This window comes from Microbacterium sp. NPDC058389, from assembly GCF_042722305.1.
GTDB lineage: Bacteria > Actinomycetota > Actinomycetes > Actinomycetales > Microbacteriaceae > Microbacterium.
The window spans coordinates 50,528-72,832 of record NZ_JBHXJQ010000005.1; the positions used below are offsets into that span (position 1 = coordinate 50,528).

Sequence of the window (22,305 nt, forward strand, 5' to 3'; positions counted from 1 at the left end):
CCGCCCCGGGCGCCCCCCGCGCCCGCGGCCCCTCGCGTCCACCCCCGCCCCGGGGCCCCCCCCTTTCCCGCCCGCCCGCCGCGGGGCCCCCCCCCCCCACTTCTCTGGTCTAGACGCCGGCGCCCGGCACCACGACGACCGGCACCGGGACGTTGCGCAGGATCTTGGACGCGCTGGAGCCGAGGAACACCTGGGCCAGGCGGTGTGTGGACGACGACCCGACGACCAGGATGTCGCCGTCGGCCCAGCCGACGGACGCGACCGCCGAGCCCCAGTCGGGGGCGGCGGAGATGCCGTGCTCGACCTCCTCGTCGGCGAAGCCCAGGCTGCGCAGGTGCGCCACGGCGTCGGCCTGCGCGGCGACGGCCTGCGCCGCCCACACGTCGATGACCTGGGTCTGCGCGTGGCTGATGTCGGTCGTGACCGGCCGGCGGGCCGGGTTCACGAGGAACGTGACGACCCGCATCCGTGCCGCAGAGGCGCGCGCCAGCGCGGCGACGCGGTCCAGCAGCGACCAGCTCGCGTCATCGTCGCGGAAGCCGACGGTCACGCGCGTGACGCGGCTCGTCGTGCGATAGTTGCGCGGGGCGATCGCGACCGGCAGCGGCGAGGAGTGGACGAGGCGGTCGGTCTTGGACGTGAGGCGCACCCGTCCGGGTTCGGCCTCTTCGGCCGAGCCCACCACGATGAGCGCGGCATCCCGAGCCGTCGCCTCGTCGATGAGCGCGGCGGGCACGGAGCGCCCCGTGATCCACACGGCCTCGGCGTCGAGTCCGGGGTGATGCGAGAAGTCCGCGACGGCGAGCTCGGCGCTCCGCTGCCCCTCGCCCGCCGCCCACTCCTCGTACTCGCGGTCGACGCCGCCTGCCAGCGGCGTGCCCCAGCCCTGCGGGACGACCGACACCGCCACGACGGTCTCGGGATGCGAGCGGGCGAACTGGAAGGCGAGCTCGAGGGCGCTGCGGTCGTCGTTGCGCGGACCGTACCCGACGACGTACGTCACTGCTCCTCCTCGGGGTGGATCGGCTCGGCGATCTGCTCGTCGGACGTGTAGTCGTTGAGCGTCGCGTGCCTGCGGCCGTAGAACCAGTAGTAGGCCAGGACGATCGCGATCCAGACGCCGAAGATCACCCACGTGACCGCGGCGAGGCCCGACAGGATGTACACGCACGCGGCGATCGTGAGGATCGGCACCACCGGGTAGAGCGGCACGCGGAAGGGCCTCTCCAGGTCGGGCTTGGTGCGACGCAGCACGATGACCGCGAGGGCGACCACGATGAAGGCCATCAGGGTGCCGATCGACACGGTGTCCCACAGGTAGTCGGACGGCACGAAACCGGCGACGATCGCCACGATCACCGACACGACGACCGTGTTGTAGATCGGCGTCAGCGTCTTGGCGTTGACGCGCACGAAGCGACGCGGCACGAACCCGTCGCGCGAGATCGAGAACAGGATGCGCGTCTGGCCGTACAGCGTGACGAGCGTCACCGAGAAGATCGAGATGACGGCGCCGGCCGCCAGGATCGTTCCCCAGATCGGCGTGCCCGTCACGTTCTCCAGGATCTTCGCGAGGCCGGCCTCGCCGGCCTCCTCGGTGGAGAAGAACTCGACCGGCTCGGCGGCGAGGCCTGCGATCGCCACCAGGATGTAGACCGTCGAGACGATGATGAGCGCGCCGATGATCGCGCGTGGCAGCGCCTTCTGCGGGTTGCGCACCTCCTCTCCCGCGGTCGCGACGGCGTCGAGGCCGATGAACGAGAAGAAGATGGTGCCCGCCGCCGCGCTGATGCCGGCCGCTCCGAAGCGGAAGAAGTCCTCGAAGTGGTCGGCGTTGAACGCCGTGAGCCCGAGGACGATGAACAGTGCCAGCACGCCGAGCTTGATGAGCACCATGATCGTGTTGACCGTCGCCGACTCCGCGACGCCTCGGATCAGCAGCAGACAGCACAGCCCGACGAGCACCACGGCGGGGAGGTTGATGACCCCGCCGGTGGCGGCGCCGTCCGAGCCGGGGATGAACGACACCGACAGGGCCTCGGGCAGCCGGAATCCCAGCGTGTTCTGCAGCAGCTCGTTGAAGTAGCCGCTCCAGCCCACCGCGACCGCCGACACCGCGACACCGTACTCCAGCAGCACGCAGCCGGCGATGACGATCGCCCAGACCTCGCCGAGGGCGTGGTAGGTGTACGAGTAGGTCGAGCCGCTCACCGGGATCGCCGCCGCGAGCTCCGCGTAGCAGAGCGCCGACAGCCCCGCGCAGATCGCGGCGACCACGAACGAGATGATGACGGCCGGCCCCGCTTTGGGGATCGATTCGCTCAGCACGAAGAAGATGCCGGTGCCGACGGTCGCGCCGACGCCGAACATCATCAGCTGGAAGGTGCTGAGGTTGCGGGCGAGCTCCTCGCCCTTGTGGTGCTTGTGCTGCACGACGATGGGCTTGCGCCGAAAGAGCTGCGCGCCGACTGTGCCCATGGCTGACTCCCACCCGTCGCCCGGACCACGATGCCCGGGGTCGCCCAAGTCTCGCGTCCACCCCGGCCCGCGTACAGCCCCCGTCGCGGCACGGGCGTCCGGGATCCCAGACAGTCCGGATGGCGGCATCCACTCCTGCGCGATGCATGCAGGCGACGGCCGCCTGTGCGCCCCGTACAACGGTGAGGGCACACGTCGGCGGCCGCATTTGTACGAAACCACCAGTGGCTTTGAAGGTGGCTTGTGGGAGTTCTACGGTCGAAATGACCTTCCCCCTGTCCCTCGTCTCGAGAGGTGATGACATGGCTGACGCCGCCGTCCGCTCCAAGAAGCCCGCCGTCCACAAGCACACGCCCGCCGGCGGGGCCCCGACCGCGCCCCACACGGCGGCCGAGGCTTCCGAACCGCGCATCGATGTGAACGCGGTCACCGACCTGCTGCTCGGCACGTGGGCCGACACGCGCCGCGAGGCGCGCGAGATGATCAAGGACCCCGCCTTCTGGCGCATCGACGGGCAGCCGATGCCCGAGCACCGCGAGCGCGTGCTCAGCCAGCTGCACCTGCTCGTCGAGCATGGCGGGTCGCGCCGCGCCTTCCCCAAGGAGTACGGCGGCCTCGAGAACAACGGCGCGAACCTCGCCGGGTTCATGGAGCTCGTGCTCGCCGACCCGAGCCTGCAGATCAAGTCCGGCGTGCAGTGGGGCCTGTTCGGCTCGGCCATCCACCAGCTCGGCACGAAGAAGCACCACGACCAGTGGCTGCCCGGCGTCATCGACCTGTCGATCCCCGGCGCGTTCGCCATGACCGAGATCGGCCACGGCTCGGATGTCGCCGCCATCGGCACGACGGCGACGTACGACCCCGACACCGAGGAGTTCGTCATCCACACGCCGTTCCGCGCGGCGACGAAGGACTACCTCGGCAACGCCGCGCTGCACGGCAAGGCGGCGACGGTGTTCGCGCAGCTCATCACGGGCGGCGTGAACTACGGCGTGCACTGCTTCTACGTGCCGATCCGCGACGACGAGGGCGGCATGCTCGACGGCGTCACCAGCGAGGACGACGGCGTCAAGGGCGGCCTCAACGGCATCGACAACGGTCGCCTCGCGTTCGACCACGTGCGCGTGCCGCGCTTCAACCTGCTCGACCGCTACGGCCAGGTCGCCCCCGACGGCTCGTACACGTCCGACATCCCGAGCCCCGGACGCCGCTTCTTCACCATGCTCGGTGCGCTCGTGCAGGGCCGCGTGTCGCTCGACGGCGCCGCGACCACGGGCACCGCGCTCGCGCTGTACATCGCGCTCACCTACGCGGGCCAGCGTCGCCAGTTCGACTCGGGCGCCGGCACCGACGAGGTCGTGCTGCTCGACTACGGCAAGCACCAGCGTCGGCTGCTGCCGCTCCTGGCCCAGAACTACGCGCAGTTCTTCGCCAACGACGAGCTGCTGAAGAAGTTCGACGCCGTGTTCTCGGGACGAAACGACACCCCCGAGGAGCGCGAGGACCTCGAGACGCTCGCGGCCTCGCTCAAGCCGCTGAGCACGTGGAACGCGCTGTCGACCATCCAGGAGGCGCGCGAGGCGTGCGGCGGCTCGGGCTTCATCGCCGAGAACCGCTTCGTCGGCCTGCACCAGGACCTCGACGTCTATGTCACGTTCGAGGGCGACAACAACATCCTGCTGCAGCTGGTGGGCAAGCGACTGCTCGCGGACTACGCCAAGCAGTTCAAGGGCAAGGATGCCGCGGCCCTCGCGCGATTCGCGGTCGGGCAGACCGCGGGCAAGCTCTTCCACGGGGCGGGGCTCCGTCAGCTCGGCCAGGCGGTCACCGACTTCGGCTCGACCGCACGCTCGGTGGAGTTCGGCCTGCGTGAGGACCAGCAGCACGAACTGCTCGCCGGTCGTGTGCAGCAGATGGTGGCCGACGTGGCCGGCGCGCTGCGCCCGGCGTCGAAGCTGTCTCCCGCCGAGGCGGCGGCGCTGTTCAACAGCCATCAGGCCGAGCTCATCGAGGCCGCGCGTGCGCACGGCGAGCTGCTGCAGTGGGAGGCGTTCACCGACGGCATCCACCGGGTCTCGGACGAGGGCACCGTCCACGTGCTGACCTGGCTGCGCGACCTGTTCGGCCTGCACCTCATCGAGAAGCACCTGGCCTGGTACCTCATCAACGGGCGCCTGTCGACGCAGCGTGCGGCGTCGGTCTCGCGGTACATCGACCGCCTGGCGGCCCGCCTCCGCCCGCACGCGCAGGACCTCGTCGACGCCTACGGCTTCGCGCCGGAGCACGTGCGCGCCCCCATCGCGTCGGGCGTCGAGCGCAAGCGCCAGGACGAGGCCCGCGAGTACTACCGCGCGCTCGCCGCGTCGGGAGAGGCACCCGTGTCGGAGAAGTCGCTGAAGAAGAAGTGACCTGACGAGCCTGGGACACCCCAAAAGTCACGAAAAGGTAACGATGACTTCCGGGGTGTCCCAGATCGTCTCGGGACGGACATATCCCATATGAAGGCAGCCTTCACCCGACTGCGCATACGGGCTTCGTGCGTCGGGAGCGTCTTCCAGGGGACCGCGAATCGGGAACGCGGTCCCCTTCTCTTTGCCCGGAAACGGCGGACACAAGGATGCCGCGGGTCGCGGCATCCACTCGGCTCAGGTCAGTTCTCCGACCAACCGCACATGCCGCACTCGCCGGTCGCCGAGACCTCGACGAAGCAGTTCGGGCACATCGTGCGCACGCGCTCCGGGATGACCGGCTTCATCGAGACGCGCGGCACGGCCGCGGGACGCGACGCCTTCGCGCGGGCCGCAGGAGCCGCAGCCGCGGGCTGGGGCTGCGGCGGGGCCTCCGGCACATGGAACGCGCAGTAGAAGCGCACGTAGCCGTCGTGGTTCTTGGGGTGGCGATGCTTGTACGCCCACAGCTCGGTGCGGGGCAGCAGCTCCGAGTCGGGGCCGCACGCGAAGCACCGCGTCGGTTCCCCCGGGACCACGTCGGCCACCAGAACGGGGTTCTCGAACGGGACGGCATCCCGCCAATCCGCCGACGCGACGATCTTCATGGTCCTGCCTCCCAGCCCTGCGGGCGTGAACAGCCCGACATTCCAAGGTAAGCGACGCGCGCGGCATCCGGGAATCGGCCCGGTGACACTCGGCTTAACGCCCCGGCGTCGGAGCCCGACCCTAGGCTGGCGCGGTGAGCATGGATGTCCGCACCGGAGCCGATGGCCGCGCGCGCTGCGCGTGGGTCGGCGACGATCCCGAGTACGCGCGCTACCACGACGAGGAGTGGGGGGTGGCGCTGCACGGCGACCGCGCGCTGTTCGAGAAGCTGAGTCTCGAGGGCTTTCAGGCGGGGCTGTCGTGGATCACGATCCTGCGCAAGCGTCCGCGGTTCCGCGAGGTGTTCGCCGGCTTCGACCCCGACGCCGTCGCCGCGTTCGGGCCCGACGACGTCGAGCGTCTGATGACGGATGCCGGCATCATCCGCAACCGCGCCAAGATCGAGGCGACGATCTCGAACGCGCGTCTCGTGCAGGGACTCGAGCCGGGCGAGCTCGACGCGTTCATGTGGTCGTTCGCGCCGGCATCCCATCGTCGTCCGTCGACGTTCGCCGACGTGCCGGCCACGACGCCGGCGTCGGACGCGATGAGCAAGGCGCTGCGCAAGCGCGGGTTCCGGTTCGTCGGCCCGACCACGATGTACGCGCTCATGCAGTCGGCCGGCATGGTCGACGATCACGTCGACGGATGCTGGCGCACCGTGTGACCGAGCGTTGACCCGTCGGCGCGACGGCGGTGTTGGAGATCCCCTGACGCCGGCCCGGGTGGGGCCCACATGGGGAACTGTCCCCATCGGCGATGCGCGCGGCTTCCCCTAGGCTCGCCTCGAGACGAAAGGGGTGATCGTGGCCGATATCGACGTCGACCTGACCGCGCTCGAGACGGCGCAGTCGCGCGTGGACGGCGCCCTCGACACCTTCCGCAGCGCCGACCGGGTGGGGGAGGACCTCGCCGACCTCACGGGCGACTCCCGCCTCGCAGGCCGAGTGCGCGACTTCGCCGGCAACTGGGACCACAACCGGGGCAAGCTCGAAGAGCAGCTCGTGGCCGTCGGCGACTGGCTCGAGGCGATCGCCGAGAGCCTCACCGAACTCGACGAAGAGATGGGCTGACACGTGGCCTCCGGACTGGCGATCGACTTCGAGGACGTCTTCGCGGGCGAGCCCGATGAGCTCGAACGGCGAGCGCGCCGACTGCAGGTGACGGCGTCCGCGATCGAGAAGGCCGCCGAGGCGCTGCGCGACATCGTCGACGGTCAGGTCTCGCAGGCCACCGATGCGCTGCGCGACAGCGCCGACGAGGCGGCCCGCGGCCTCCGCCGTGCGCACCGCCGGTACGGCGGCACCGCGACCGCTCTCACGACCTTCGCCGTCGAGCTGGGCCCCATCCAGGACAAGGCGCGCGCAGCCATCGAGGACGCCGACTACTACCAGGACCGCGCGTACCGGCTCGAGGGCGGCATCGACGACCTCGACAACGCGATCACCCTCGCCGAGGCGAAGGGCGAGCCGACGACCTCCCTCAAGGAGGAGCGCTGGGCGGCCTACGACGACATCGCCACCGCCAATGCGCACGTCGACAGTGCGCGTACCGCGCTGTACGACGCGCGGGACCGGATCCGGGATGCCGCCGACCGTGCGATCCGCGAGATCGAGACCGCCATCGAGCACGGCGCCGACTCGTGGGGCGACAACTGGGACCAGTTCTGGGGCGGGGTCGGCGACGTGCTGTCGGCGGTGGGGGATTGGCTCGGCACGGTGCTCGCGCCGGTGCTCGACTGGCTCGGGCAGGCGCTGAGCGCCCTCGTGTCGTCTTTGGTGGTGCTGCTCATGGTGGTGATCGCGGCCGCCCTCATCGGCATCGTGTTCACCGCCTTCGGTGCGATCGGGCTGCTCGTGCTCGGTGTCGTGCTCGCCGGCCTGATCGTCGCGCTGGCCGTCGCCGAGCAGGTCGGCTCGCCGCAGCTGCGCAAGAGCGTGACCCAGAAGACGGACGAGGCCGCCGAGGCGCGGGACTATCAGGGGCTGATGCAGCAGCTCGCGCAGCAGGACCGTTTCGGCAAGGACTCGCTCACCGAGATCCGCGTGGTCGCGGTGCACGACGAGGCCGGCAACATCGTGTCGTGGCGGGTGCAGACCCCGAGCACGCAGAACTGGGGCCCGTTCAACACCGACGGCGCGATGAACGACCTGCGCACCGACCTCATGCTGTCGCTCTTCCCCGAGATGCGGACGCAGTACGAGGAGGCCGTGTGGCAGGCGATGACCGACGCGGGCGTCTTCGAGAGCGACGCCCCGATCATGTTCACGGGGTGGTCGCTGGGCGGCATGATGGCCGGCGAGCTCGCGACCGATCCGCGTGTCTCGGATCGCGTGGAGTCGGTGTTCGTCGCGGGGTCGGCGATCGACAAGCACTACAGCGACATGCCGGACGGCGTGCGCGTCACGCAGATCAAGAACGGCATCGATCCGGTGCACACGCTGGAGTTCGTCGGCCTCGATCCGGTGGACCGCCTCGCCGTCTTCGACGCCGACTGGCAGGAGTACCGCCCGCTCGTCTGGCCGATGCACGACGCCGGCATGTACGGTGAGCAGGCCGAGCACTACCTGCCCGAGCCGCGACCGGGCGACGAGATCTTCTTCGCGGGCGAAGGCGACAGCGGCTATGAGGAGGTGTACGTTGCGCAGTACTCGCGTGGCTCGTGACCGGGGCGGACGGCTCCGCATCCCGGCGGTGATCGCACTGGTCGCCGTGAGTGCCCTGGCGCTCGCCGGATGCGCGGGCAACCCCGACGTGACCGATCTGGAGGCGCAGCTGTCTGCGGTCGACGGCGTGAACGACGCCACCGTCGCCGTCACCCACTCGAACTTCCCGTGGGAGACCCAGCTCGTGGTCACGCTGTACCTCGAGGACTCCAGCGATGCCGGCATCGCCGGCGCCGTCCGCTCCGCCGCACCGGTGTTCGTCGCCGACCCGGTGGGCTCGCGTCACGAGGTCACGCTCGCATTCGTGCCTGGGCAGCTCAGCGACTACGAGGACGAGTTCGACGCGCAGCGAGCCGAGCTGACGGTGACCCCCGAGGTGTACTCGGCCCTCGGCCTCGACGACGACAACCCGTACTCGATCACGCTGTCGCCCGCGCAGATGCGCGCGATCGCGGACGGCGAGTGAGTGGCCGGCAGGCGGAGGCCGCGCCGCCGCGGCTGACCTTCCAGCTGCCCGGGCGGTGGCTGACCGTCGATCCTCGCGACGAGCGGCAGGCGCGCGCGCAGATCGACGCGACCGTCCGCGATCTGGTGGGCGCGGCCGACGACGCGGCGATCGCGCGGCGTCGCCTGCGCGAGTCCTTCGACCGGGCCGTCTCCGCCGCGCGGGAGGCCGAGGCGCACGCTCTGTTCCTGTGCCTCGAGGCCGCGCCGGGGGTCTGGACGCCGGCATCCCTCACGGTCCACGCTCCGAAGCGGCTGCGGATGACCCCCGCCGTGGGGACGAGCGCGGATGCCGTCCTGTCGGTGCTGCGCGAGGGGCTGGCGACGTCGGCGGTCGGCGTCGCCGACACGGCCCGCCGCCTGGACGGGCCGCGCGCGAGCGTGCTGCGGACCGACCGCGAGTACCAGGAGACGGTGGAGGAGGACGGTGTCGCCGTGACCGCGACCCGCCTGGAGGCCGACTACTGGTACGCCGTGCCCGGGTCGAAGCAGGTGGTGCTCGCGAGCTTCGCGACACCGCTGGGCGAACTGCGCAACGCGATGCTGAGCTTCTTCGATTCGATCGCCCTCGCCGCGTCGTTCGGCGCCCCGGCGGCACGCGCCTAGGATGCCGTCGTGAGCGCGCCCGCCGACGACGGCCCGGCACCGCTCGCGCCGGCTGCGGAGCGCATGGCGCGCGCGGCGGCTCTCGATGCCGCGCTGGTCCCGATCGACTGGAGCGTGCTCCCCGAGGGCGCGGCACGCGACGCGGTCGATGCGCCGAGCGGCCTGCTCGCCCGCGTCGCGCTGGGACCGGCCGAGGGACCGCGAGTCGTGCTCGTGCCGGGCATGACCGGCTCGAAAGAGGATTTCACTCTCATGATGCCGCTGTTCGCGGCAGCCGGCTTCCGGGTCGAGTCCTTCGACCTCGCCGGGCAGTTCGAGTCGGCGCCCGCGGGGCCCGAGAACCTCGATCCGCCGCAGCGGCGCTACACGCTGGACCTGTTCGTGGACGACCTGCTCGCGGTGCTCCGTGCGGGGGCGGTGCCGGCGCACGTGCTGGGGTACTCGTTCGCCGGCACGGTGGCGGAGGTGGCGGCATCCCGTCATCCCGAGCTCTTCGCGAGCCTGACCCTGCTGTCGGCGCCGCCGCTGGCAGGCCGGGCGCTGCGCGGGTTCAAGGTGCTGGGGCCCTTCAGCTACGTCGTGCCCGGACGCGCGCTCGGGCGGCCGTTCATCGCGGCGCTGCGGCACAACGTGCACCGCGCGCCGCGGGAGCGGGCCGTCTTCGTGACGGCGCGCTTCGAGCTCACGCGCGCGTCGAGCGTGGCCGACATCATGGCGCTCATGCAGCGCACGCCGGAGCTGTCGCGCGAACTGCGGGCCGCCGGCATCCCGATCCTCGTCGCGACCGGGACGGGCGACGTGTGGCGCACGTCGGCGCATCGGGCGTTCGCCGAGCGGATCGGGGCGCGCCTGCTCGTGCTGCCCACCGGCCACAGTCCGTGCGAGACGGCGCCGCACCAGCTCACCGAGGCGATGCGCGACCTCATGCGGGGTTGACCGGGCGGGTCTCCTCGTCCGCGACTGCCTGCGGCGCCCGACGCCGCCGCAGCGGACCAGGACGGTGCGGATGCCGCAGCCCCAGCTCGCGCTGCCGTCGGCGTCGATCCCGCCGGCCCTGCGCGCAGCGCCATACCCGGCGCAGCCACGGCACCTCCCGCAGGTTGACGCCGACGATGTGGAACGCCCACGACGCGCGCCGCCCGAATCCCGCCCAGCTCTCGAACGGCCGCGCCGACACCTGCACGTGCAGCCGCGGGTCGAACTCGATGCCGGCATCAGGCGGCAGCACGAGGCTGATGTCGAGGTCGTCGTGCGCGTGCGGGTCGTCGAGGTGCACGCGGGAGCGGATGCCGACCCAGGCGTCGCGTCGCATCGCGAAGTTCGAGCCGAACAGCGGGACGTGCCCGATGACCGCCCGGAACACGAACAGGTACCCGCCGAGGTACACGTGGTGCCCGATGAAGCGCCAGAAGCGGCTGCCGCCGTAGAACGTCCCGGTGCCGGTGAGGGCGGTGAGGGTCGGGTCGGCGCTGAATCGCCGGTCGATCCGTGCCGCCCAGTCCTGGGCGGGCCGCGAATCGGCGTCGAGCCGCCCGACGACCTCGCCCGTCGCGGCGTCGAACCCGGCGGCGGTCGCGCGCAGCACGCCGCGGACCGGTTCCGCCACGACCCGCGCCCCCGCGGCACGCGCGACCTCGGCGGTGTCGTCATCGGATCCGTTGTCGACCACGATGATCTCGTCGGGCGCACGTGTCTGGGCGGCCAGTGCTGCCAGGCAGTGCCGCAGCATCTCGGCGTCGTTCAGCGACGGGATCACGACGCTCACAGTGGCCATCGAGCGTCAGCCTACGCATGCCGGGCGGCGCGAGGGAGAAGCATGCGATGGAATGAACAGTGGATGCCGCCGGTTGGCGTCCGCGGAGGCTCTACATGGACTACGGACACGCGGTCGAATTCGGCGCGTTCATCACCCCCTCGGCCGCGGCACCCGACGCGCCGGTGCTGCTGTCGCAGGTGGCCGAGGCATCCGGTCTCGATCTCGTCACCTTCCAGGACCACCCGTACCAGCCCGCGTTCCTCGACACGTGGACCCTCATGTCGTTCGTGGCGGCCCGCACCGACACGATCCGCATCGCGCCCAACGTGCTGAACGTGCCGCTGCGTCCGCCGGCGGTCGTCGCCCGCTCGGCGGCGAGCCTCGACCTGCTGTCGGGCGGCCGCTTCGAGCTCGGTCTCGGCGCCGGCGGCTTCTGGGACGCCATCGAGGCGATGGGCGGTGGGCGCCTGACCGCGGGCGAGTCCGTCACCGCACTGGGCGAGGCCATCGACGTCATGCGGGAGCTCTGGCGCACCGACGAGCGCGGCGGTGTCTTCACCGACGGCCGCTTCCACCGCGTGCACGGCGCCAAGCGCGGCCCGCGCCCGGCGCACGAGGTGCCGATCCTGATCGGCGCGTACAAGCCGCGCATGCTCGCACTCACCGGCCGCAAGGGCGACGGCTGGCTGCCGTCGCTCGGCTACATGAAGCCGGGCGATCTCTCCCGCGGCAACGCGGCCATCGACGAGGCGGCCGCCGCGGCCGGCCGCGACCCGCGTGAGATCCGCCGGCTGCTGAACATCGGGCAGCTGGCCGCAGACCCGCACGAGTTCGCCGAGCGTCTCGCCCGGCTCGCGCTCGAAGACGGCATCAGCACGTTCATCCTCGCCGGCGACGACCCGAACCTGCTGCGGTTCTACGGCGAAGAGGTCGCGCCCGCGGTGCGCGAGCTCGTGGCCGCCGAGCGGAGCGCCGGCGGTGTCTCCGTCGCCCCGGCGCGGTCGTCGGCCGCGCTCGCCGCGCGCCGCGACGGCATCGCGTACGACGACGTGCCTGCGGGGCTGCGCGCCATCGAGCCCGGCGACTTCGACTACGGCGACGTCCGCTCCACCTACATGCGCGGCGGCGCCCCCGGGATCGTCCTGCAGCCGGCCACGGCGGCGCAGGTCGGGGAGGCGATCGGGTTCGCCCGACGGCATCCCTCGATCCCGCTGTCGGTGCGCAGCGGCGGGCACGGCATCAGCGGCCGCAGCACCAACGACGGCGGCATCGTCATCGACCTGCGGCTGCTGAACGCGATCGAGGTGCTCGACGCCGGCCGGCGCCTCGTGCGCATCGGCCCGGGCGCCCGGTGGACGCAGGTCGCCGCCGCCCTCGGCGAGCACGGCTGGGCGCTGTCGTCCGGCGACTACGGCGGGGTGGGCGTCGGCGGCCTCGCGACCGCCGGCGGCATCGGCCTGCTCGCGCGTGAGCACGGCCTGACCATCGACCACCTGCGCGCGGCCGAGGTGGTGCTCGCCGACGGCTCGATCGTGCGCACCGACGCCTCCACCCGCCCCGAGCTCTTCTGGGCGATCCGCGGCGCGGGCGCCAACGTCGGCATCGTCACGGCATTCGAGTTCGAGGTCGACGAGGTGGGGCAGCTCGGCCACGCGCAGCTCGCGTTCCAGGTCGACGACCTGCCCGCGTTCCTGGAGGGCTACGGACGCATCGTCGAGGCGGCGCCGCGCGACCTCACGATGTTCCTGCTCACCGGCGCCCCGCGTCCGGGGCAGCCACAGATCGTGCAGCTGTACGGACTCGTCGACTCCGATGACCCCGACACGATCATCGCGCGCCTGCAGCCGTTCGCCGAGCTCGCGCCGCTCGTTCAGCAGCAGGTGCAGCTCACGACGTACGCGCAGGTCATGGCGAACGCCGACCTCGGTCCGCAGCACGGCGCGGGCGAGCCCCACTCGCGCTCGGCGCTCGTCGAACACGTCACGCCCGCGTTCGCCGAAGCGGTCGACGGGATGCTGCGCACCGGTGCCGTGCCGTTCTTCCAGCTGCGCGCGGTCGGCGGGGCCGTCGCCGACGTGGCCGAGGATGCGACGGCCTACGCGCACCGGTCCTCGAACTTCTCGGTCGCCGCCCTCGGCGGCGATCCCGCCCGGCTGGACGCGGCGTGGCGCTCGCTGGCGGCGCACACGCAGGGCATGTACCTGAGCTTCGACTCGTCCGAGCGCCCCGAGCGCATCGCCGAGGCCTTCCCGCCCGCGACACTGGAACGCCTGCGCACGGTGAAGGCGACGTACGACCCCGACGCGGTGTTCCGCGACAACTTCGCCGTCGACCCCGCCTGACCCGTTGCGGGTCGTGTCCCTCTCTCGGGTTTGGGGCGCGTGTGCTCCCTTGGGGCGCGAGAAGCGCGCCCCAAGGGGGCTTCTGCGCCCCAAACCTCGGAATGGCCCGATCGAGCAGGATTGAGGAAGCGGGATGTCCGGGTTGCCGGGCAGACTGGGGCGCATGATTCGACAGGCTCATCAACCGGGCGGGGATGGCAGCGCCGCGCCCCACATCGCCGACTCCCACGAGGTCATCCGCGTCGTCGGGGCGCGTGAGAACAACCTGAAGGACGTGTCCGTCGACATCCCCAAGCGCCGGCTGAGCGTGTTCACCGGGGTGAGCGGCTCGGGCAAGTCGTCGCTCGTGTTCGCGACGATCGCCAACGAGTCGCAGCGGCTCATCAACGAGACCTACCCGACCTTCGTGCAGCAGTTCATGGGTCAGCTGAACCGGCCCGACGTCGACGCGCTCGAGAACGTGAGCCCCGCGATCATCGTCGACCAGGAGCGCATGGGCGCCAACGCGCGCTCCACGGTCGGCACCGCGACCGACGCGCACGCGATGCTCCGCCTGCTGTTCAGCCGCATCGGACAGCCGCACGTCGGATCGCCGCAGGCGTTCTCGTTCAACATCCCCTCGGTGTCGGGCGCCGGCGCCGTGACGCTCGAGAAGGGCGGCAAGAAGATCAAGGAGCGCCGCTCGTTCGAGATCACCGGCGGCATGTGCTCGCGCTGTGAAGGTCTCGGCGAGGTGAGCGACATCGACCTCGACGAGCTGTACGACAAGACCAAGTCGCTCGCCGACGGCGCGATCCAGGTGCCGGGGTACAACGCCGACGGCTGGATGGTGCGCGGTTTCACCGAGTCCGGATTCGTGGACGCGGCCAAGCCGATCCAGGACTACACCGAACAGGAGCTGGCCGACTTCCTCTACAAGGAGCCGACGAAGGTCAAGATCCAGAACATCAATATGACCTACGAGGGGCTCGTCCCCAAGATCACGAAGGCGATGCTCCAGAAGGACCGCGACGCGCTGCAGCCGCACATCCGCGCCTTCGTCGAGCGCGCGGTCAAGTTCATGCCGTGCCCCGACTGCGGCGGCACGCGCCTCAACGAGGGCGCGCGGTCCTCCAAGATCAACGGGACGAGCATCGCGGATGCCGCGGCCATGCAGATCTCCGACCTCGCGGACTGGCTCGACACGGTGGACGATCCCGCGGTCGCGCCGCTCATGGTCGGGCTGCGCCAGACGATCGCCTCGTTCGTCGAGGTCGGGCTCGGGTACCTGTCGCTGGATCGCGCGTCGGGCACGCTGTCGGGCGGGGAGGCGCAGCGCACCAAGATGATCCGGCACCTCGGATCGGCGCTCACCGACATCACCTACGTGTTCGACGAGCCGACGGCGGGTCTGCACCCGCACGACATCCAGCGCATGAACGATCTGCTCGAGCAGCTGCGCGACAAGGGCAACACGGTGCTCGTCGTCGAGCACAAGCCCGAGGTCATCGAGATCGCCGATCACGTCGTCGATCTGGGGCCGGGCGCCGGCCGCGCCGGCGGCGAGGTGCAGTACGAGGGCGACGTCGCGGGCCTGCGCGCCTCGGGCACCCTCACCGGGCGCCATCTGGACGACCGCGCGAGGCTCAAGGAGGCGACGCGCGCCGCGAAGGGCGCGCTCGAGATCCGCGGCGCCACCCAGCACAACCTCAAGAAGGTCGACGTCGACGTGCCGCTCGGCATCCTCACCGTCGTGACCGGAGTGGCTGGGTCGGGCAAGTCCTCGCTCATCCACGGCAACGTGCCCGGCTTCGACGACGTCGTGGTCGTGGACCAGTCGCCGATCAAGGGCAACCGGCGCTCCAGCCCGGCGACCTACACCGGCCTGCTCGACACGATCCGGTCGGCGTTCGCGAAGGCGAACGGCGTGAAGCCCGCGCTCTTCAGCGCCAACTCCGAGGGTGCGTGCCCCGCGTGCCGCGGCCTCGGCGTCATCATCACCAACCTCGGCTTCACCCAGAGCGTCGAGACCCTGTGCGAGCTGTGCGAGGGGTCGGGTTTCAGCGACGAGGTGCTGGAGTACACGCTGGACGGCAAGAACATCGCCGAGGTGCTAGCGATGTCGGCGGACGAGGCATCCACGTTCTTCACGAAGGGACCCGCCCACACGACGCTCGCGCGCATGATCGACGTGGGGCTCGGCTACCTGACGCTGGGCCAGGCGCTCAACACGCTCTCCGGCGGCGAGCGGCAGCGCCTCAAGCTGGCGATCTCGATGGCGAAGAAGGGCGCGATCTACGTGCTCGACGAGCCCACCACGGGCCTGCACCTCGCCGACGTCGACAACCTGCTCGGGATGCTGGACCGCCTCGTCGAGGCCGGCAACAGCGTCATCGTGATCGAGCACCACCAGGCCGTCATGGCGCACGCCGACTGGATCATCGACATCGGACCGGGCGCCGGCCACGACGGCGGATCGATCGTGTTCGAAGGCACGCCCGCCGACCTGGTCGCCGGTGCCGGCACCCTCACCGCGAAGCACCTGCGGGAGTACGTGGGCGCTTCGACAGGCTCAGCGGCCGGTTCCTGAGGTCGTCCTACGACCGGTTCCTGAGATCGTCCTTCGACCGGTTCCCGAGCCCGCCTCCGACCGGCGCGGAGCCGGTCGGAGGATGGGTGATTGTCCCCATGCTCGCGTCACAGGTTCCCTGATCGAACGGGTATTCTGAAGCGGATCCCCCGTCTTCGGTGTGTGCAGCCGACGCCCCACGTCAGCTCGCACCGCACGGACGACGATGCCGCCGTCCCCAGGAGGCTGACGTTCCATGAGGTCTTTCGCGTGGTTGCGCGCGCGCCCGCGCACACTGGCTTCCGCCGGTGTCGTCAGCGCGGCCGCGGTCGCCATCACCACCCTCGCGTTCGTCTACGACGGCCTGCCGACGACCGAGGTCGATCTGCACGACGGCGGTGTGTGGGTGACCAAGCAGTCCAGCCTGCTGGTCGGTCACTTCAACCACGAGTCCGAGGTGCTCGACGGCGCGCTGCGCACGCCGAGCCAGGACTACGACATCCTGCAGTCCGGCGCCACGGTGCTGATGGTCGACGCCGAGAACTCGACCGTGTCGACGGTCGACCCGGCGAACGTCGCCCTCGCCGAGCCCGCAGACCTGCCGGGTTCGGCTGTCGTGGCCCTCGGTGGCCAGACCGTCGCAGTGCTCGACCCCGCGAAGGGCGGACTGTGGGTGGCACCCGCGGGCGGCTCCCTCAAGATCAAGGGCGAAGACCCTGTCGTCGAACTCGGCAAGGGTGCGGCCGTGGCGGTCGGCCTCGACGGCACCGTGTACGCGGTCTCGCCCGACAAGGGCGAGATCGTCGTCGTGCGCACCGACGCCGAGGGCGAGCCGGGCGACCCCGAGTCGCGCGCGCTCGACGGGCTGAAGAAGGACGCCAAGGCCTCGATCACCGTGGTCGGCGACCAGCCGGTGGTGCTGGACTCCGACAGCGGCACCGTGTTCGCCGACGGCACGCAGGTGAAGGTGCCCGAGGCGACCCAGCTGCAGCAGGCGTCCGCGGCCGCCGACGCGGTCGCCGTCGCCACGAGCAGCGGACTGGTGCGCGTGCCGTTCGACGGCTCGAAGCCGAAGACGACGGATGCCGGCCGTGAGGGCACTCCCGCCGCGCCCGTGTACCTCGACGGCTGCACGTACGCGGCCTGGAGCGGCTCGGGACGATTCGTGCGCGACTGCACCGGCGACGCCGACGACCTGAAGAGCGACGTCGAGGGCATCGAGCCCACATCGGTGCTGACCTTCCGAGTGAACCGCGACATCGTCGTGCTCAACGACGTCGTGAGCGGCGCGACCTGGATGGCCGTCGACGATCTTCAGCGGGTCGACAACTGGGACGAGATCACGCCCCCCGAGGGCGACTCCGAGGACGACGAGCAGACCACCGAGGACACCACCGAGACGACGCTGCCCAAGCGTTCGGAGATCAACACCCCGCCGACGGCGACGGACGACGACTTCGGCGTGCGCCCGGGGCGCACCACGATGCTCGCCGTCCTCGACAACGACAGCGACCCCGACGGCGACATCCTGACCGCGCGCGTCACCGGCGACGGGCCGTCGTTCGGCGAGATCCAGCAGGTCGACAACGGGCGCGCGCTGCAGATCTCGGTGCCCGACGAGGCGGCCGGCTCCACGAAGTTCACCTACGAGATCACCGACGGCCGCGGCGGCACCGACACTGCGACGGTCTCGCTCACCGTCCACGGCTGGGACGTCAACGAGGCACCCAAGGCCAAGCGCACCACGACTGTCGCGGTCGAGGCGGGCGGCACGGTCACCTACAACGTGCTGCCGGACTGGTACGACCCCGACGGCGACGACGTCTTCCTGAAGTCGGCGTACGCCTCCGACGGCGACGAGTCCGACTTCACGTCGGACGGCCGCATCACGTTCCGCGCGGTCGGCGGCACGCAGGGCCGCAAGGAGGTGCCGGTCGTCGTCTCGGACGGCGATGACGACGGCACGGGTCCGGTGCGCTTCGACGTCAAGCCGATCGGCTCCACCATCCCCGTCACGAACGCCGACTACGTCGTCGTCCGCGTCGGCAAGACGGCGACGGTCTCGCCGTTGCAGAACGACGTCAGCTCCACGCGTGAGCCGCTGCGCCTCGCCCGCGTCGACGAGGTCGCGGGAGCCACGATCAACCCGGACTACCCGAACAAGACCTTCACGTTCAACTCCGACACCCCCGGTACGTACTACGTGCAGTACCTCGTGGCGGCGGGGGTCGACCCGGTCCCCGGGCTCGTGCGCGTCGACGTCATCGAGGAATCCGAGACCGACCTGCCCCCGGTCGCCGTGCGGGACATCGCACTGCTGCCGGCCGGCGGCGAAGTGCTCGTCGACGTGCTGCAGAACGACAGCGACCCGAACGGCGGCATCCTCGTCGTGCAGTCCGTGACGGCTGAGTCCAACTCGGGCATCGGCGTCGCGGTGCTCAACCATGAGACGCTGCGCATCACCGACCAGGCGGCGCTGTCCGAGCAGGTGCGCATCACGTACCGCATCTCGAACGGCTCGCAGCAGGCCGAAGCGGACGTCATCGTGATCCCGGTGCCGGCGCCCGCGCAGCTGCGCCCGCCCGTCGCGAACGACGACCAGGCGGTCGTGCGTGCCGGCGACGTCGTGACCATCCCGGTGCTCGACAACGACTACCACCCGAACGGCGACACGATCCACGTCGCCCCCGACCTCGTCGAGCCTCTGCCCGAGCCCGAGGACGGCGAGGCTTTTGTGTCGCAGGACACCGTGCGATTCCGTGCGTCGGACGAGCCGGGCACCGTCTACGCCACGTACGAGGTCGTCGACAGCACCGGGCAGAAGGATGCCGGCTACATCACGATCCAGGTCGTGCCGGTGAACCTCGAGACGAACGCCGCGCCGCGTCCGCGCGACATCACTTCCCGCGTGCTGACGGGCAGCCGGGTCCGCATCGCGGTGCCGCTGGACGGCATCGACGCCGACGGCGATTCGGTCGAGCTCGTCGGCATCGACTCGCCCCCGAAGAAGGGGCGCATCGTCGAGACCGGCTCGGACTACCTCGTGTACGAGGCGTTCGGCGACACGTCGGGCGTCGACGGCTTCACGTACCGCGTGCGCGACCGGCTGGGTGCCGAGGCGACGGCGACGATCAGCGTCGGCATCGCCCCGCCCGAGGCCGCGAACCAGGCGCCGTACGCGGTGAAGGACACCATCGTCATGCGCCCCGGGCGCACCGTCGCCGTGCCGGTGCTGGCGAACGACTCCGACCCCGACGGCGACCGTTTCGGCCTCATCGCCAACGCGCTCGTGCTGCCGGAGGGCGTCGGCGTGACGGCGAAGGTCCAGGGCGACCGCGTCGTCGTGACCGCGCCCGGCAAGCCCGTCGAGACCTCGCTGCAGTACTCCATCAAGGACGCCCGCGGCGCCAAGGCGACGGCCGTGCTGCAGATCACCGTGGCCGAGGACGTGCCCCTGCTGCCGCCGGTCGCCCGCGACGACTACGTGCGCGCCCCCGACGTCGAGGACGGCGTGACCGACGTCGACGTCCTCGCGAACGACGAGGATCCCGACGGGACCATCGAGGCGCTGCAGGTGACCGTGAACGACGCCACGGCCCGCGTCGTGAAGGGCGGCAAGGTTCGCGTCACGCTCACCGACGCGCCGCAGCTCATCCAGTACACGCTGACGGACGAGGACGGCAACGCGGCCTCCGCCTTCATCCACGTGCCGGGCCTGTCGTCGCTGCCGCCCGTCCTGACGACCGTCGAGCCGATCGAGGTCAAGAGCGGCGAGACGATCGAGATCCCGCTCGCCGAGCACGTCCGCGCCGCCGGCGGCGGCGATGTCATCATCACCGAGGCCGCGAAGGTGGCAGCCGTCCACAACGACGGATCGAGTCTCATCAAGGACGCCAAGACCCTCGTCTACACCTCTGCGGCCGGCTACTTCGGCGACGATGCGATCACGTTCGAGGTCACCGACGGCAGCGGCCCCGACGACCCCGAGGGGCGTGAGGCGACGTTGACGCTGCCCGTCCTGGTGCTTCCGCCCGACAACCAGCAGCCGTCGTTCGCGAACGGCGCGATGGAGGTCGCGCCCGGCGAGGAACCGACCGGTCTCGACCTGAAGTCGCTCACCACCGACCCCGACAAGGACGATCTGGCGGGCATGAAGTACGAGATCGTCGGCGGCTCGCCTGCGGGCATGACCGCCTCGATCGAGAAGGGCGAGCTGCGCGTGAGCGCCGCGGCCGACACCAAGAAGGGCACCGCGGCGACGATCAAGCTCAAGATCACCGACGGTGTGACGGAGCCCATCGACGGCTCGGTGACGGTCAACGTGACGGCATCCACCCGTCCGCTCGCGACCGCGAACGACGACGTGATCGACGAGGCGCACCAGGGCAAGACCCAGTCCGTCGCGGTCCTCGACAACGACTTCAACCCGTTCGAGAAGGACGGCAAGCCGCTCAAGATCACGACGGCCTCGCTCGACACCGGCGACGGCAATGTGAAGGTCTCGGGTGACAGGGTCGAGGTGACGCCCAACGAGGACTTCTTCGGCACGATGGTGGTCCGGTACCGGATCCAGGACGCCACCGCCGACGTCGACCGCGAGGTCGAAGGTCGCATCCGCCTCACCGTGCAGGGACGCCCTGCGACGCCGGGCACGCCGATCGTGTCGAGCGTGCAGGACCGCACCGTCGTGCTGTCGTGGACGCCGCCCGCCGACAACGGCGCCGAGATCACCGGCTACACCGTGACGTCGACGACCGCGAAGTACACCAAGAGCTGCACGTCGACGACCTGCACGCTGGACGGGCTGACCAACAATGTGAAGTACAACTTCACGGTGGTCGCCACGAACCGCGTCGGAGACTCGGACCCCTCCGCGCCCTCTGCCGAGGCACGCCCCGATGCGCGCCCCGACACGCCTCAGGCGCCGACGCTGACGTTCGGCGACGCGAGCCTGACCGTGACGTGGGTGACGCCGCCCACCCCGGGGTCGCCCGTCCAATCCTTCAACCTGCAGATCTCGCCGGCGCCGCTGTCGGGGGTCGCGCTCAAGAAGGGCGTGACCGGCAACTCGACGGTGTGGACCGGGCTGGAGAACGGCATGTCGTACCAGGTCCAGGTGCAGGCGGTGAACCTGGCCCCGGAGCCCTCGAGCTGGAGCCCGTGGTCACTCGAAGAGGTGCCGGCCAAGGCGCCGGAGCCTCCGGCGGCGCCGACGACGAACCGGCTCACGCCGGTGGGCGACCAGGCGCAGCTGGAAGTGCTGTGGGCGCAGCCGACGACGAATGGCGCGGCGATCTCGGCGTACCAGGTGCAGGTGCTGCAGGGGAACACCGTCACGAACACGCTCGACGTGCCCGCGGGCTCGTTGCGCCAGGTCATCAATCTCGCGACCTCGACGACGGACTACACGTTCCAGGTGCGCGCACAGAACAAGGCCGGGTGGGGCGACTGGAGCGCGGCCTCTGCAGCGCGTCGCGCGTTCGTCGCGCCCGACGCCCCCACCGACGTGCGAGCCACGACACCGAGCGGCGACAACCTCGTCCACGTGACCTACACGGCAGGCGATGGAAACGGCGCGAGCGGGTCTGAACTGCAGTACCAGTACTCGGTCGACGGCGGGAACTCGTGGCAGGCCTTCAACGGCAGCACGATCGCCGGTCTGACCAACGGGAAGAGCTACAACGTCACGCTCCGCGCGTACACGTCGATGGATGCTGTCCGGTACGACGGCGCCGCGTCTGCCGCGTCGAACGCCGCGACGCCGTACGGTCCGGTGAAGACTCCGTCTGCGACCGCGAAGACCAGCGGGACGAGCATCGTGTACGAGTGGACGGCTCCGGCTGAGAACGGCCGTGCGATCACCCAGATGCAGATCCGGATCGACGGCGGCGGCTGGCAGAACGTCGCGAACAACGGCGGCACGACGGGCAACTACGGCTACAGCGAGACGCACCGCATCGAGGCACGCGCCCAGGATGCGGCCGGCCAGTGGAGCTCCGTCTCGCCGGCAGACTCGGCGACCACGGTCGCCAAGCCGAAGGCTCGAGCGTGGGTCAGCCGAGGCGCGGCCAAGAGCGGATGCACCGTCCAGTGCTACTACTTCCAGGTCCACGTGGAGAACTTCCCCGCCGGCACCTACAGGATCGGGTGCTTCGAGGACGGCCGCCTCATGCCGGGCACGTCGTACAACACGTACACCGTGCCGGCCAACGGGAGCTTCGACCTGAGCTGCTGGTACGGCTACCAGGGGCACACCGTGGCCGCCGACATCCAAGGCTGGGGCATGTCCGAGTCCTACGTCTGGCCTTAG

14 protein-coding genes are annotated in these 22,305 nt (G+C 70.7%); 10 read left to right on the forward strand and 4 right to left on the reverse strand.

All coding sequences use genetic code 11. The features are described from left to right. Positions 1 to 109: 109 nt before the first annotated feature. Both ACFWJ8_RS08755 and ACFWJ8_RS08760 read right to left on the reverse strand, forming a co-directional pair. The gene (locus ACFWJ8_RS08755) at positions 110 to 1,003 is read right to left on the reverse strand and encodes a universal stress protein (RefSeq protein ID WP_378810679.1); all 894 of its coding nucleotides are present in this window, start codon (positions 1,001 to 1,003) and stop codon (positions 110 to 112) included. Further along, positions 1,000 to 2,478: an APC family permease gene (locus ACFWJ8_RS08760; protein ID WP_378810680.1), complete on the reverse strand. Its 1,479-nt coding sequence runs from the start codon at positions 2,476 to 2,478 to the stop codon at positions 1,000 to 1,002. Before ACFWJ8_RS08760 ends, ACFWJ8_RS08755 begins: the two co-directional genes overlap by 4 nt. Before the next feature lie 302 nt (positions 2,479 to 2,780). Here ACFWJ8_RS08760 and ACFWJ8_RS08765 point away from each other — a divergent pair, with 302 nt between their 5' ends. After that, positions 2,781 to 4,886 (forward strand): acyl-CoA dehydrogenase, encoded by a 2,106-nt coding sequence (locus ACFWJ8_RS08765; protein WP_378810682.1) that lies wholly within the window; start codon positions 2,781 to 2,783, stop codon positions 4,884 to 4,886. A 242-nt stretch (positions 4,887 to 5,128) separates the two neighbouring features. On the opposite strand, the gene ACFWJ8_RS08770 is transcribed toward ACFWJ8_RS08765, so the two are convergent. Next, a complete protein-coding gene (locus tag ACFWJ8_RS08770) occupies positions 5,129 to 5,533 on the reverse strand; it encodes a glucose-6-phosphate dehydrogenase (RefSeq protein WP_378810684.1) in 405 nt (134 codons plus the stop codon). A 140-nt stretch (positions 5,534 to 5,673) separates the two neighbouring features. On the opposite strand from ACFWJ8_RS08770, the gene ACFWJ8_RS08775 reads away from it, so the two are divergent. From ACFWJ8_RS08775 to ACFWJ8_RS08800, 6 genes are all read left to right on the forward strand, one after another. Beyond that, positions 5,674 to 6,240, forward strand: coding sequence for a DNA-3-methyladenine glycosylase I (locus tag ACFWJ8_RS08775; RefSeq protein ID WP_378810946.1), 567 nt, complete (start codon positions 5,674 to 5,676; stop codon positions 6,238 to 6,240). 139 nt (positions 6,241 to 6,379) lie between these two features. Next, positions 6,380 to 6,646, forward strand: coding sequence for a hypothetical protein (locus tag ACFWJ8_RS08780; protein WP_378810686.1), 267 nt, complete (start codon positions 6,380 to 6,382; stop codon positions 6,644 to 6,646). A 3-nt stretch (positions 6,647 to 6,649) separates the two neighbouring features. Beyond that, on the forward strand, positions 6,650 to 8,239 hold the full coding sequence (locus tag ACFWJ8_RS08785) for a putative T7SS-secreted protein (protein ID WP_378810687.1): 1,590 nt from the start codon (positions 6,650 to 6,652) through the stop codon (positions 8,237 to 8,239). Then, complete coding sequence (locus tag ACFWJ8_RS08790) at positions 8,229 to 8,705, forward strand: hypothetical protein (protein WP_378810689.1); 477 nt, start codon at positions 8,229 to 8,231, stop codon at positions 8,703 to 8,705. The genes ACFWJ8_RS08785 and ACFWJ8_RS08790 overlap by 11 nt, the downstream gene beginning before the upstream one ends. Then, positions 8,702 to 9,349 carry a hypothetical protein gene (locus ACFWJ8_RS08795; protein ID WP_378810690.1) on the forward strand — a complete coding sequence of 216 codons (648 nt, stop codon included), beginning with the start codon at positions 8,702 to 8,704 and terminating at the stop codon, positions 9,347 to 9,349. Before ACFWJ8_RS08790 ends, ACFWJ8_RS08795 begins: the two co-directional genes overlap by 4 nt. A gap of 9 nt (positions 9,350 to 9,358) precedes the next feature. Continuing rightward, on the forward strand, positions 9,359 to 10,285 hold the full coding sequence (locus ACFWJ8_RS08800) for an alpha/beta fold hydrolase (RefSeq protein ID WP_378810691.1): 927 nt from the start codon (positions 9,359 to 9,361) through the stop codon (positions 10,283 to 10,285). Here the strand turns inward: ACFWJ8_RS08800 and ACFWJ8_RS08805 are convergent. After that, a complete protein-coding gene (locus ACFWJ8_RS08805) occupies positions 10,272 to 11,123 on the reverse strand; it encodes a glycosyltransferase family 2 protein (protein WP_378810692.1) in 852 nt (283 codons plus the stop codon). The genes ACFWJ8_RS08800 and ACFWJ8_RS08805 overlap by 14 nt on opposite strands. 95 nt (positions 11,124 to 11,218) lie before the next feature. Between ACFWJ8_RS08805 and ACFWJ8_RS08810 the strand changes: the two genes are divergently transcribed. From ACFWJ8_RS08810 to ACFWJ8_RS08820, 3 genes are all read left to right on the forward strand, one after another. Next, complete coding sequence (locus ACFWJ8_RS08810) at positions 11,219 to 13,447, forward strand: LLM class flavin-dependent oxidoreductase (protein ID WP_378810693.1); 2,229 nt, start codon at positions 11,219 to 11,221, stop codon at positions 13,445 to 13,447. 163 nt (positions 13,448 to 13,610) lie between these two features. Next, positions 13,611 to 16,016, forward strand: coding sequence for an ATP-binding cassette domain-containing protein (locus tag ACFWJ8_RS08815; RefSeq protein ID WP_378810695.1), 2,406 nt, complete (start codon positions 13,611 to 13,613; stop codon positions 16,014 to 16,016). A 235-nt stretch (positions 16,017 to 16,251) separates the two neighbouring features. After that, on the forward strand, positions 16,252 to 22,305 hold the full coding sequence (locus ACFWJ8_RS08820; RefSeq protein WP_378810696.1) for an Ig-like domain-containing protein: 6,054 nt from the start codon (positions 16,252 to 16,254) through the stop codon (positions 22,303 to 22,305).